The organism is Barnesiella sp. WM24 (assembly GCF_004570975.1).
Classification (GTDB): Bacteria; Bacteroidota; Bacteroidia; order Bacteroidales; family Muribaculaceae; genus Muribaculum.
In genome coordinates this window covers 96,471-109,002 of record NZ_SPPC01000005.1, presented here as the reverse complement: position 1 = coordinate 109,002, position 12,532 = coordinate 96,471, and the positions used below count along the sequence as shown (strand labels likewise).

Sequence of the window (12,532 nt, the reverse complement as noted above, 5' to 3'; positions counted from 1 at the left end):
GTTTATCACATGTTAAAATTTTAGCGATTCTTTCAGCTCGTCAAGGTCGATGGTGGCAATCTCCCAGAGGCTCATGGCGTTGTCAAGCTTCTTCTGAAGAGCGGCATGAGTCTCAAATATCTCGTTTGATGTCTCACCGGCTGCTATTTTGGCCTCGGTATCGGCTATGCTTTGCTCTATTGCCGCGATTTCGGCTTCAGCCTCCTTTACTTTCTTTTCGGCTCGCTTGACCATTTTTTCGCGTTCGCGCTGCTCCGTGTAAGTCATTTTTGGCTTAGCCGGCTGCTCGGCTGATTTTGCCGCGGAGGGTTTTTCAGACTGTTTTGTGGACTCCTGCTTTTCCTGTCGCTTAGCTACAGGCTGCCGGCTGCTTTCAAGCTCGGCGAGTGAGGCGAGCTTTTTCTTTTCAAGAAACTCGTAGATGCCTCCGAGACATTCCTTTACCTTTCCGCCTCCAAATTCATAGACCTTTTCCACAAGCCCGTCAAGGAACTCGCGGTCATGGCTTACTACAATAACCGTGCCGTTAAACTCCTTTATCGCTTGTTTAAGGATGTCTTTGGTGGTCATGTCGAGGTGGTTGGTCGGCTCGTCGAGTATGAGAAGGTTGACCGGCTCAAGAAGAAGGCGTATCATGGCGAGTCGTGTTTTCTCACCTCCCGAAAGGACTTTCACCTTCTTGTCGGATGCCGGGCCGCCAAACATGAACGCTCCGAGGATGTCACGTATTTTGGTGCGTATGTCACCTACCGCCACACGGTCGATAGTGTCAAATACAGTAATTTCTCCGTCAAGCAATTGAGCCTGATTTTGGGCGAAGTATCCTATTTTTACATTGTGACCGATCTTCAGACTGCCCGTGAATGGAATCTCACCCATTATACACTTTACAAGTGTCGATTTACCTTCGCCGTTTTTTCCGACAAAGGCGACTTTCTCACCGCGCTTGATTGTGAAAGTGGCATGGTTAAATACCTGGTGGTCGCCATATGCCTTGCCGAGGTCGTCGGCTATTACTGGATAGTCGCCGGAGCGAGGTGCGGGTGGAAATTTCAGGTTGAGGTGGCTCGTGTCGACTTCGTCAATCTCTATACGGTCGATTTTGGCAAGCTGCTTGATGCGGCTTTGGACCTGCACTGACTTTGTGGCTTTATAGCGGAATCGCTCGATAAAGTCTTCAGTGTCCTGAATCTGCTTCTGCTGGTTGAGATAAGCGCGTCGCTGTTGCTCCAGACGTTCCTGGCGCAGCACTACATATTTTGAGTAGTTGACCGAATAATCATATATCTTGCCAAGTGATATTTCAATTGTGCGGTTGGTCACGTTGTCGATGAAAGCCCTGTCATGGCTTACAAGCATCACGGCGTTGGCTTTTGTCACGAGGAAGTTTTCAAGCCATTGTATCGACTCGATGTCAAGGTGGTTGGTCGGCTCGTCGAGAAGCAACACGTCGGGGCGTGTAAGCAGCAGCTTCGCAAGCTCGATACGCATGCGCCATCCGCCGCTGAATTCCGCAGTCGGACGGTTGAAATCGTTACGGCTAAACCCGAGGCCTGTAAGCGTCTTTTCCATTTCAGCCTCGCCGTTTTCACTCTCTTCCATGGCAAGACGCTCGGTAAGGGTCGTTATATGGTCAATGAGCTTCTGGTAATCTTCCGATTCATAATCGGTGCGCGACGACAGCTCTTCGTTAAACCTGTCAAACTCCGCGTGCATCTCTTTGATGTGGGAGAATGCTTTCCTTACCTCCTCAATCACGGTGAGTGAGTCATTGAGTGTCATGTGCTGAGGCAGATAGCCGATTGTGACATCTTGCGGGACAGAGACTGTTCCTGATGTGGGGCGCTGCAATCCGGCGATTATTTTAAGCATCGTGGACTTGCCGGCTCCGTTTTTACCGACGAGCGCTATCTTGTCTTTTTTGTTGATGACATAACTGATGTTGTCAAACAGGCTTTTGGCACTAAACTCTACCGATAGATTGTTTATGGAAATCATTATGAGTCATTCAATATTGCTTATTAACTTACAAAGTTAACACTTTGCCTCCCTCCCGGCAAATAATTTTTCGCTCACGGTCCGGACGCGGATGATATTGCGTGCGTGAAAAGCCGGGGAAAACGGATTTTTATTAATTTTGCCGTCGAATAGCGCTTTTTGTCTCGTGAGGCGGCAGCGTATGTTGCGTCACGTGTCAGTTGTTAATATATAAAATTGGAAGATATATGGCTACGGATGAAGGTAGAACAATTTTTGAGCATGATTATGTAAGAGTGTACACTAATGGCTATGGTAATGTCGTGGTAGGCTTTGAGAATGAAAGTGTCAAGCCGCTGGCTATAGGCGAAAAAATGAATGAGATAAACGAAAACGCCTATATGAACGGCTATAACTGGGACGCTTTCTTTAATTACTATCTTGCGGAGTATGCTCCCGACATTTTGGACTCTCTTGAGAGTGACCCGGAGGCAGGCTCTTATGTGGCTTATTTCGATGAGACGGAAGAAAACGAAGATAAGGCGAGGCGCTTTGCCGGGATAATCATCTCGTTGATAGAAAATGAAGATAAGATATACGAAATCCTGCGCGAGAGTGGCGACGAGATAGAATGGGATTAAGGCTGATTGTAGATTATTTTGCGGAAATGATTTTGATGAAGAAAAGATGAAGGGTATGTCGCAATTGAAGGGGCATTTTTCAATGCTCGGCGCAAATGTAATGTGGGGGATGATGGCTCCTGTTGCGAAAATGGTCATGGCAGGCGGACTTGTCGCGCCTCTGCTGATGACTGATTTCCGCATATTCGGCGCTGCGATACTGTTTTGGCTGACATCGCTTTTGTTGCCCCGGGAGCATGTGCCTTTGCCCGATATACTGCGCCTTGCCGGCGCCGGGATGCTTGGCATAGTGTTCAATCAAGGATGCTACGTGTTTGGTGTCGGATACACTTACCCGAGCGAGGCGTCTATTATAACCACAACGATGCCGATATGGGTGATGATACTTGCAGCGCTTTTCCTCGGTGAGCCGATTACGTGGAAGAAGGTGGGCGGAATTGTTCTTGGCGGTTGCGGGGCTGTGCTGCTTGTGATGGGCGGACATGGCTCGTCGGCGGGGATGAATGTCACCAACCCGGTGCTTGGTGACATACTTGTGCTCACCGCTCAGTTGAGCTATGCTCTATATCTTACGCTATATAAGAACTTTATAAAGAAGTATTCGCTGGTGACGCTGATGAAGTGGATGTTTACATTTGCCTCGCTGGCAATATTGCCGTTTTCGTTGCCTACGATAATTGCTACCCGCTGGGCGTCAATTACTATGGCTGAGGCGGCCGGAGTGGCATATGTGGTGCTTGGCGGCACGTTTATTGCATATATATTTGTTATGATCGGGCAGAAGGCATTGCGCCCTACGCTTGTCGGGATGTATAATTACGTGCAGCCGATTGTGGCGACATCAATAGGCATATGGATGGGGCTTGATGTGATGACTCCGGTCAAGGGTCTTGCCGTAGCCATGATTTTCAGCGGGGTGCTGCTTGTGAATCTAAGCAAGGCGGCTCACCGCCACAAACCTACTCCTGTAGACGGTGATGTTGATGGTCAGCGGTGAAGGTCGCCCTCGCTGATGTAGCCGTTCATGATGGCATATACGGATAGCCCCGACACACTCTTGATGCCGAGCTTGGCGGTTATGTTTTTGCGATGGGACAGCACTGTGTTGAAACTGATATTCAGCCTGTCGGCAATCTCCTTGTTGATGAGCCCTTTCGCGACGAGACTCAACACCTCGATTTCGCGCTGTGAAAGTTCTGCCGACATAGCCGTGTCGGGATGGCGCTGCTCAAGACTCTTCAGTATAATGTCGAGCTGCTCCACGATTACGCTTTCGTTATGGGCATGTGTTATGCTGCTGTCGAGGATTGCAGTACGCGAGCGGCGCGGGAGAAAAAAGTCAAGTGAAGAGGTGAACTTGCCTGGCGAGACGAAATATATGGATGAAGGAGTGTCGGTGCTTTCATCGACCGAGCCTGCCGTCGCTGCGTCGATGTCAAAATATTGGCGAAGCAGGTAACGCAGTCCTATTTCCTGCAACGTGTCGTCGAGTAGGAGAGTAACGGTCATGAGCCACGGTGTTGGAGTGAACGGCTTATAGGGAGAAGTATGCGGTCACGTATGCGGTTATTCTGTCTCATGTCTTTCTCAAGAGTGATGATAGCCACAATCACCGCGTAGCAAAGATTGAGGTCGTAGTCACCCGACAGATGCTTGATAAACATGCTTTTCAGGTCACTGAGCTTGTCTTCGATTGATGAGTCACATTCCGTTTCGGGCATGATTACACTGTCTCCGCCGTCGGCGTTCATCTCGCTTATAGCCGGAAACCACTCGTTAAGGTCATGGTCTATGCGCTGCTCGATGTCGCGCTCCAGTTCAAGATAAAACCTGAACATCGCCTCAAGGCTCGCATTGGAGCCTCCTGCTGTCTTTAGCAGCAGGGAGAAGTGGCGATGTATGTTAGGCATCTGATAATTACGGTAGTAATTGTCGGTCTTTACAAGATAGCCTATTATCTCGCTGACACGGAAGCTGAGTAGGGTGTCCTCGGGGAAATAGCCGTCATTAACAAAGGTGTTCAATATCGCGAGTACAAAGTCGGTGTCAAGGTTGTGGGCGGCACATATCTCTGCAACCGAGGAATCTCCTGTCCCGAGGTTTATGCCAAAACGGTTTATGACCGGTATCACTGACGGTTCGTGGGCGATGACATCGCTCATGCGCGTGTCGCGGTATATTAGTGCCATTGTTTCTCTTGTCTAATGCTTTGTATGCTTTATCGTTATTGTCCCTGATTCGGTGATTATTATGTCCATAGTGACGTCATGAGGCTCGGCGTCTATCTCATCGACCAGCTGGAAGTCATATCCGACGCCTACCTTTGTAGCTGCGGTGCGGCTCAGCAGGCGGTCGTAATATCCCTTTCCCCTGCCGACGCGGTTGCCTCTGCGGTCATAGGCGACAGCCGGCACGATGATGAGCTCGATGTTGTCAATCTCCTCGATGTCGTCGCCTGAAGGCTCCTCGATATGAAACGCGCCATATTGAAGGCTGGTGCGGTCGTAGGGAAGCACCTCAAGGTCCACTCCGTTGACGCGCGGAAGGAAAAAGTGCTTGCGGTCATGCCACTTGTTGATGAACTCTATCGTCGACAGTTCGTCGGGCAGGGAGTGATACATCAGAATCTTGTCAGCCATGATGAATGCCGCTGATTTTTCAAGTATTGAAAATACTGAATCGGCAGCTTTCTCACGCTCGCTCTCCGACAGTAAAGCCTTGTGGGCTTTTATGCGTCGCCTTATTTCATCTTTTTTCATAATGTATTGTTAATTACTTGTTACTGGCGGCTCCTGCTTCGGCATAATCGGAGCGGCAGCGCTTCCGGCGTCAAGCTCGGAGATGGCGCGTTTTACTGTCGCATCGTCTTTGTTGCTTACCTGATAGAAATACTCTCTTCCGAGAATGTCGCTTGCTATCAGAGCCTTCAAGTTCTTAACAATCAAGTTGCGTGAAATGTTGATGTAATACCAGCGTGCCGGTATGCCCTTCTGCACGGCATATGCGACAAACTGTTGCAGGAGCTCGTCATCGTCAGGTATGCGGTTCAGGAACTCTGACAGTGATTTTGTTCCTGACAGCGCCTGACGGTTTTTGTCGGTGTATTCAAAGGCAAATTTCTGCAACAATCCGGCATTGGCGACGTCATAATAATATTTTGTGACTCCTGTCGTGTCGTTGGGGACAAATACATCGGGCATAATGCCTCCTCCTCCGTAGACTGTCCTGCCGTTGAGGGTGCGGTATTGGAGTTCCTCGTTGAATTTTATGCTGTCGGAGTTATAAAATTCGCCATGTTCGTAACGGTTAACGATGTCGAGCTCGTAGGCGTTGCGTTTGCCCGGCTTGTAGTCTTTCTGTATGCATCGTCCGGATGGTGTGAAATAGCGTTGTACCGTGAGGCGTATCGCGCTGCTGTCGGGTAGGGTGGTCTGACGCTGCACAAGTCCCTTGCCGAATGACCGGCGTCCTACGATGAGCGCCCTGTCATTGTCCTGCATGGCTCCGGCAAATATCTCGCTCGCGCTTGCCGAATACTCGTCAAGAAGCACGATAAGCTCGGCATCCTGAAATGCACCGGTTCCGTCGCTGAACACCTGCGAGTCTTCCATCTCTTTTCTGCCGCGTGTAAACACTATCGGAGAGTTGGCGGGCAAAAACTCGTTGGCCATGTAGATCGCCATTTCAAGAAATCCGCCTCCGTTGCCGCGCAGGTCTACGATATAGCGTTTTGCGCCTTCGTTACGGAGGTTTACGAGTCCGGTAAGGAATTCATCGCGCGTCGTGCGTCCAAACTTGTTTACCTTGATGTAGCCGGTCTCCGGGGCTATGATATATGACGCGTCGATTGAATTTACGGGTATGTCGCCTCTGGTGACTTCAAATGTAAGCAGCTTTTTTGCGTTTTTGCGCTTTATGCCAAGCTTTACCTTGGAGCCTTTCTCGCCTTTCAGCATCTTTACGATGTCGGTGTTGGGGAGATCCTGCCCGGCTACAAGAGAGTCGTTGATGGTCATTATGCGGTCGCCCGGCATCAGTCCTACCTTTTCCGACGGTCCGCCTGCTATTACCTCGTTTACGGTAGCTGTGTCAGTGAGCATCGTAAACACTATGCCGATGCCGCTGAACGAGCCGTCGAGATCGTCGTTGACAGCCTGGAGGTCTTCGGCGGGTATGTAGGTCGAGTGCGGGTCAAGATTGGACAGCAGGTTGGGCAGGGTGCGTTCAATGAGTGAATCGACATCCACCTCGTCTACATAATCATTTTTTATCAGTCCGAGTATTTCTGCAAGCTTCTCTTCTCCTCGTCCGGAGCCTCTGTTGTCGCTAAATCTTACTCCTATCCACATGCCGCCTATCAGGGACAGAGCTATTAAAAGCGGCATCCAGGCGACAGGATTTTTAATTTGTTTCATATCTTGAAATAAGTGAGTCTTTTCAATCGTCGATTTCTGCAATGTGTATACATTCCACTCCTGCGCGTCTCAACACGTCAAGTCCGTCTTGTATGCGGTACAGGTCATTGTAGACGACACGCCTGATGCCTGCCTGGATAATCAGTTTGCTACATTCCAGACATGGCGAAGCCGTGATGTAGAGCGTGGAGTCCTCGCTGCTGTTGCTGCTGCGTGCCACTTTTGTAATGGCGTTTGCCTCCGCGTGCAGCACATAGGGTTTGGTCACACCGGATTCATCCTCGCAGATGTTTTCAAATCCCGCCGGGGTGCCGTTGTATCCGTCAGATATTATCATCTGGTCTTTAACAAGTATCGCACCTACTTTACGGCGTTGGCAGTAAGAGTTTTCAGCCCATATTCGTGCCATTCTCAAGTAGCGCTTGTCAAGCACAATTTGTTTCTCGTTAGTATTCATTGCTTATTGAGCGTCTATAATCTCGCAAAGATACAAAATTCTGGTGAATCATGCTGTAAATTATGCTAAAATTCGCCAATCGCAAATTTTTTTTGTTATCTGTTGAAGGCCGGGGGCAGGGAGCTGAGGCGAGCCTGTATAAGGCGGGCTATGCGATAATGCCCGTTGTCATTGGGGTGTAGCAGGTCGGTTTCCGAGTGGTGGAAGTATTGTGAATGGTTTTCTTCGAGAGGATATAGCCCGCTTTCCGAAAACAGGTCGATTACCGGCACTGACCAGTACATCGCTCCCTCGCGAAGCGTTTTGACGTAATCCTCGATATAAAGTCCCTGTCCGTTGCTCCAGTTTTCATCGGGTTGCACGTTATGGTCGTTGAACTTTGCATAGGCACGGTGAATCGGGGTCATTATGATAATCTGTTTGTCGGGATAGTTGTGTTTCAGATATGACAGCACCCGGTTTATGTTGCCGGCAAATGTCGTGTCATTCATCTCGAACGTACGGTGTTTTCGCAACTCCATTTTCCCGTTATGGTTAACGCTGTCGATTGTCTCTGTATAAAATCGGCCGACATGAATGTTATGGTTATAGTCGTTTGTGCCCGCCCAGATGAAGATTACATCGACCGAGTCGCCGAGAGCCGCGTTCATTTCCTCGGCTTTCTTATAAATGCCGTCCCATTGGTATCCGCTGCGGGCAAATACATGAGGCTCTATGCCTGTCAGCTTTTCGAGATACCACCAATAATGTCTTTTAGTCGATTTATTTTTAGGGTCGGTCATGGAGTCGCCCAAAAATGCTACATGCTTTCCTTGCCAGGGAGTGGAGAGGTTTATGTCGGTAGAAGGGACTTCGACTTCAGGTGCATGGGTGTGTCCTTCGTGGGCATTTGCCGCCATTGTCACTGTTATCGCAGCTAAAATAATAGACTTTTTTAAGTTCATGGAATCGGTTTTTTAAGTGAAAATATAGTTATGACAATGCAAATGTAGCATTAATTTTCGTAATATTGTGACAAGTGGTTTATTTTGTTGGTTTACAGGCTGTAACTGATATGTGTGATACGTGGCAATAGGTCTTTGTTACATTTTCGGGATAGCGCGTTACGTAAATAGATGACTTGGTTACGCGTTTTTTTTAGATAAAAAATACTTACCGTTAAATTTGCATTGCATTTAAATCTGAACCGAATGTCGGCGGTCATTGCCGGCGGAGAAAAAAGTAATTTTGCAATATGAAGAAGTTATCGACTTTTGTTATCGCGTTGGCATGCGCCGCATCCTTCAGTATTCCCGCTTACGGTGATATACCCGTGATAGAGAATCCTGTGCTTTGGGCTGACGTGCCTGACCCTGACGTCATCAGTGTCGGCGATGATTTTTATATGGTGAGCACCACGATGCACCTTATGCCCGGTTGCCCAATTATGCACTCGCGTGATTTGAAGAACTGGGAGGTGATAAGCTATGTATTCGACCGCCTTGAAGACACTCCTTTCTATGACATGGAAGGTGGCACAGTCTACGGAAAAGGTCAGTGGGCTACATCTCTGCGCTATCACAACGGAAAGTATTACGTGCTGTTCTCGCCCAATGACAATCCCTATCGCTCATATATATATAGCGCCGATGATCCTGCGGGAAAATGGGAACTTGTGTCGCGCACTCAGCATTTCCACGATTCGTCATTTCTTTTTGACGATGACGGCAAGGTATATGTCTTTTATGGCGGCGGTGACATTCGTCTTCGCGAGCTGAACCCCGACTTGAGCGATGTAAAGGAGGGTGGAGTGGATATGGTGGTGATACATCCCGACTCGACTGAGACTAATCTTCATGAAGGCAGCCGCGTTATCAAGTATAATGGCAAGTATTATGTGCTTGTTATCTCCTGGCCGGCGGGTAAGCCTCGCCGACAGCTCTGCTATCGCGCCGACAATATTACCGGGCCTTACGAGAAAAAAGTGATTCTCGAAAGTACGTTCGGCGGTTTTCCCTATGTCGGTCAGGGAGCTATATTTGACGACAGCAAGGGAAACTGGTGGGGAATGATTTTCCAGGATCGCGGTGGAGTTGGGCGTGTGCCTACTCTTAACCCTTGCCGTTGGGTCGACGGCTGGCCTATGCTTGGTGATGAAAACGGCAATGTGCCCGACCGGCTTGAAGGCTTTGGCGAGGAATCGGCGAAATCGGCGATTGTTTCAAGCGATGACTTTGGCTCCGACCGGCTTAATATAAATTGGGAGTGGAATCATAATCCGCGCAATGACTCATGGTCATTGACCGAACGCCCCGGCTATCTGAGGCTTTACACAAGTAAGGTGGTCGATAATATGTATGAAGCGCCCAACACCATAGGGCAGCGGATGGAGGGACCGCGTTGCAAGGGAGTCGTGAAGCTCGACTTGTCGGGCATGGCTGACGGAGATGTCGCCGGATTCGGGGCTTTCAACGGTCACTCGGCACTGTTGTCAGTGCGCAATGAAAATGGGCGCAAGTCTCTCGTATATCATAATTCGGTGGTCAACTTCAAGCGTGACACCAAAATTATAGAGTCGGTTGACAATTCTGACCTCACTACGGTTTCACTTGACGGTGACATCCTGTATCTGAGCATTGACGCTGAATTCCGTCCCGGCACAGACAAGGCGCGGTTTGCCTACAGTTTCGACGGTAAGGACTGGACCGTCTTCCCTGAAGCGTTTCAGATGCGTTATGACTGGTCGAGACTCTTTATGGGGACACGCTTTGCCATCTACAACTACGCGACAAAGCAGCCCGGCGGACATCTTGATGTAGATTACTTCGCCTATGAAAGGCTGGATTAAAGATATTCACAGAGGTACAATTTAAGGATATGTTTTTAGATGATAGGTGACACTATTAGGATTAAAGATGATTTAGGTTAATTTTACTAAATGACTTTATTTTTAGTTTTTGGGTAATACTATGTTCTCGCACTTAAAGCCGGACTTCATCGTGGGATGAGGTCCGGTTTTGTATTGATGGCTTATGTGTCTGATATTCAATAGCTGTGTTACGTAGTTAAAGTCATATGTTACATTAAATTTCGCATATGTAACGTAGCAAGACACTCTTGAAACAACTTTTCTCGGCTGTCTGCCATATGTTAAATATCTTTACGAAAAGTTTTAAAGACCTTAAAGACGTAAATTTTAGTAACACAGAGAAATTAGACTGATGAAAGCAAGACTAACCTTAATTGCCATTTCAGCTGGAATGCTGCTCTCGGGAGCGGCGGTTTATTCGTGTACGCGTGCAAGCGCGAGCGAGAAGCCACAGAAGTCAGCGGCATTGTTTGATTCGTTTTCTTACAAGGGTATGGATGAGTTCTATGACTCCAATCCGTTGCCTGATGAATCATCTTTTTACAACCCGATTCTCCCCGGATGGTATTCTGACCCTTCAATCTGCTCCAATGGTAAAGGCGATTATTATCTGGTGACATCAACGTTTACTTATTTCCCGGGTGTGCCCATATTCCACAGCACCGACCTTGTCAACTGGACTCCCATAGGACATGTGCTTGACCGTCCTTCCCAGCTTGACAATATAGGCACGCAGCATGTGAGCGGAGGTATTTTTGCTCCCGACATCGCTTACAATCCTGTCAATGAGACCTACTATATGATAACAACCAATGTGGGCGCCGGCAACTTCTTTGTCAAGACAAAGGACCCGGCGGGCGACTGGAGCGACCCCGTGTATCTTCCCGAGGTGCAGGGAATCGACCCCGCGTTTTTCTTTGACAATGACGGCAGGGCTTATATAGTAAATAATGATGACGCGCCCGACTATAAGCCCGAGTATCCCGGTCATCGCACAGTGAGGGTCGTGGAGTTTGACACAGCCTCGGAGAAGTGTGTAGGTGAGCGGAAGATTGTTGTCAACAAGGGATGTCGTCCCGAAGAGAAGCCTATATGGTGTGAAGGTCCACATATATATAATCTCGACGGCATATATTATCTGATGACAGCCGAGGGCGGCACAGGCGACTGGCACAGTGAGGTGATATATCGCGGCAAGTCTCCATTTGGACCTTTTGAGCCTTGGGAGGGTAACCCTATCCTCACCCAACGTCATCTTGACTGCAATCGTGTCAACCCGATTACATGTGCGGGACATGCCGATCTTGTCAAGACAGCTGAAGGCGACTGGTGGGCTGTGTTTCTCGCCTGCCGTCCTGTCGACGGCAAGTATGAGAATCTCGGTCGCGAGACTTTCATGATGCCGGTAAGCTGGACTTCCGACGGATGGCCTTACATCACCCGTGGCAATGAAGAGATTCCTATGATTGTGCGTCGTGCCGGCGTGACCCGCGGCAATGATGTCACTTTCGGTAATTTCACCAAGGACTACGATTTTTCATCGGCGACTCTCGGCCCCGACTGGCATACACTGCGCGGCGACGCTACCGCCCATTATTCGCTTTCCGATAATCCCGGTTACCTGACAATAAAATGCTCGGCTGTCTCTTCACGTGAGAAGAAGGAGCTTCCCTTTGTGTGCCGTCGAGTGCAGCATCATAAATATGAGTGTGAGACACGCATGATATTCTGTCCCGAGGATGAGACCCAGTGTGCGGGAATGCTCGTGATGAAAGATGAAAGCCACCAGTATTTCCTGAACCGTTGCATCGAGGATGGCAGCCAGTGTGTGGCGCTTCACAAGATTGGCAATGATGGCAGCGAACTGCTTGCAAAGAGCCCTGTGAGCGACAATGTAATCATGCTGAAGGTAGACTCTGACGGAAACAATTACGGATTTCATTTTTCTACCGACGACGGTAAGACATGGAAAGAGCTTATGACCGGAGTTGACGCAAATTATACATCCACAGCCACTGCGGGCGGATTTACAGGAACAACCGTGGGGCTGTATGCATCAAGTGTGAGATAATAAAATTATATATTAACCTTAAAACCAATTATTACTGACTGACAGAGAGAAAAAATCTAACCGAACTATTCCTAACCTTAAGCCGTGACCGGGTGTCACGGTCAACCTAAACATTTTAGTAAT

At 48.7% G+C, this 12,532-nt stretch carries 11 protein-coding genes; 4 read left to right on the top strand and 7 right to left on the bottom strand.

The features are described from left to right. Positions 1 to 12 precede the first annotated feature (12 nt). Positions 13 to 1,998 carry an ABC-F family ATP-binding cassette domain-containing protein gene (locus E4T81_RS06635; RefSeq protein WP_135042640.1) on the bottom strand — a complete coding sequence of 662 codons (1,986 nt, stop codon included), beginning with the start codon at positions 1,996 to 1,998 and terminating at the stop codon, positions 13 to 15. A gap of 227 nt (positions 1,999 to 2,225) precedes the next feature. Here E4T81_RS06635 and E4T81_RS06630 point away from each other — a divergent pair, with 227 nt between their 5' ends. Further along, positions 2,226 to 2,618 carry an Imm51 family immunity protein gene (locus E4T81_RS06630; protein ID WP_135042638.1) on the top strand — a complete coding sequence of 131 codons (393 nt, stop codon included), beginning with the start codon at positions 2,226 to 2,228 and terminating at the stop codon, positions 2,616 to 2,618. Between the two features lie 55 nt (positions 2,619 to 2,673). Then, the gene (locus E4T81_RS06625; RefSeq protein ID WP_135042636.1) at positions 2,674 to 3,615 is read left to right on the top strand and encodes a DMT family transporter; all 942 of its coding nucleotides are present in this window, start codon (positions 2,674 to 2,676) and stop codon (positions 3,613 to 3,615) included. Here E4T81_RS06625 and E4T81_RS06620 read toward each other — a convergent pair. The 6 genes from E4T81_RS06620 to E4T81_RS06595 form a co-directional block, all read right to left on the bottom strand. Further along, on the bottom strand, positions 3,606 to 4,127 hold the full coding sequence (locus E4T81_RS06620) for a response regulator transcription factor (protein WP_135042634.1): 522 nt from the start codon (positions 4,125 to 4,127) through the stop codon (positions 3,606 to 3,608). The genes E4T81_RS06625 and E4T81_RS06620 overlap by 10 nt on opposite strands. Further along, positions 4,124 to 4,807 carry a helix-turn-helix transcriptional regulator gene (locus E4T81_RS06615; RefSeq protein WP_135042632.1) on the bottom strand — a complete coding sequence of 228 codons (684 nt, stop codon included), beginning with the start codon at positions 4,805 to 4,807 and terminating at the stop codon, positions 4,124 to 4,126. Before E4T81_RS06615 ends, E4T81_RS06620 begins: the two co-directional genes overlap by 4 nt. A gap of 12 nt (positions 4,808 to 4,819) precedes the next feature. Then, a complete protein-coding gene (locus E4T81_RS06610; RefSeq protein WP_135042630.1) occupies positions 4,820 to 5,377 on the bottom strand; it encodes a 5-formyltetrahydrofolate cyclo-ligase in 558 nt (185 codons plus the stop codon). A 9-nt stretch (positions 5,378 to 5,386) separates the two neighbouring features. Beyond that, the gene (locus E4T81_RS06605) at positions 5,387 to 7,033 is read right to left on the bottom strand and encodes a S41 family peptidase (protein WP_135042628.1); all 1,647 of its coding nucleotides are present in this window, start codon (positions 7,031 to 7,033) and stop codon (positions 5,387 to 5,389) included. A gap of 22 nt (positions 7,034 to 7,055) precedes the next feature. Beyond that, on the bottom strand, positions 7,056 to 7,490 hold the full coding sequence (locus E4T81_RS06600) for a dCMP deaminase family protein (protein ID WP_135042626.1): 435 nt from the start codon (positions 7,488 to 7,490) through the stop codon (positions 7,056 to 7,058). Between the two features lie 95 nt (positions 7,491 to 7,585). Continuing rightward, complete coding sequence (locus tag E4T81_RS06595) at positions 7,586 to 8,434, bottom strand: SGNH/GDSL hydrolase family protein (protein ID WP_245207025.1); 849 nt, start codon at positions 8,432 to 8,434, stop codon at positions 7,586 to 7,588. Between the two features lie 290 nt (positions 8,435 to 8,724). Between E4T81_RS06595 and E4T81_RS06590 the strand changes: the two genes are divergently transcribed. After that, positions 8,725 to 10,317: a glycoside hydrolase 43 family protein gene (locus E4T81_RS06590; protein WP_135042624.1), complete on the top strand. Its 1,593-nt coding sequence runs from the start codon at positions 8,725 to 8,727 to the stop codon at positions 10,315 to 10,317. A gap of 373 nt (positions 10,318 to 10,690) precedes the next feature. After that, a complete protein-coding gene (locus E4T81_RS06585) occupies positions 10,691 to 12,409 on the top strand; it encodes a glycoside hydrolase family 43 protein (protein WP_135042622.1) in 1,719 nt (572 codons plus the stop codon). Positions 12,410 to 12,532 lie beyond the last annotated feature (123 nt).

What these genes read in the sequence shown, in the direction of transcription:
- E4T81_RS06615 (WP_135042632.1), bottom strand. Translation starts at nt 4,807, where the DNA reads ATGGCACTAATATACCGCGACACGCGCATGAGCGATGTCATCGCCCAC.
- E4T81_RS06620 (WP_135042634.1), bottom strand. Translation starts at nt 4,127, where the DNA reads ATGACCGTTACTCTCCTACTCGACGACACGTTGCAGGAAATAGGACTG.
- E4T81_RS06600 (WP_135042626.1), bottom strand. Translation starts at nt 7,490, where the DNA reads ATGAATACTAACGAGAAACAAATTGTGCTTGACAAGCGCTACTTGAGA.
- E4T81_RS06590 (WP_135042624.1), top strand. Translation starts at nt 8,725, where the DNA reads ATGAAGAAGTTATCGACTTTTGTTATCGCGTTGGCATGCGCCGCATCC.
- E4T81_RS06625 (WP_135042636.1), top strand. Translation starts at nt 2,674, where the DNA reads ATGTCGCAATTGAAGGGGCATTTTTCAATGCTCGGCGCAAATGTAATG.
- E4T81_RS06585 (WP_135042622.1), top strand. Translation starts at nt 10,691, where the DNA reads ATGAAAGCAAGACTAACCTTAATTGCCATTTCAGCTGGAATGCTGCTC.
- E4T81_RS06610 (WP_135042630.1), bottom strand. Translation starts at nt 5,377, where the DNA reads ATGAAAAAAGATGAAATAAGGCGACGCATAAAAGCCCACAAGGCTTTA.
- E4T81_RS06635 (WP_135042640.1), bottom strand. Translation starts at nt 1,998, where the DNA reads ATGATTTCCATAAACAATCTATCGGTAGAGTTTAGTGCCAAAAGCCTG.
- E4T81_RS06630 (WP_135042638.1), top strand. Translation starts at nt 2,226, where the DNA reads ATGGCTACGGATGAAGGTAGAACAATTTTTGAGCATGATTATGTAAGA.
- E4T81_RS06605 (WP_135042628.1), bottom strand. Translation starts at nt 7,033, where the DNA reads ATGAAACAAATTAAAAATCCTGTCGCCTGGATGCCGCTTTTAATAGCT.
- E4T81_RS06595 (WP_245207025.1), bottom strand. Translation starts at nt 8,434, where the DNA reads ATGAACTTAAAAAAGTCTATTATTTTAGCTGCGATAACAGTGACAATG.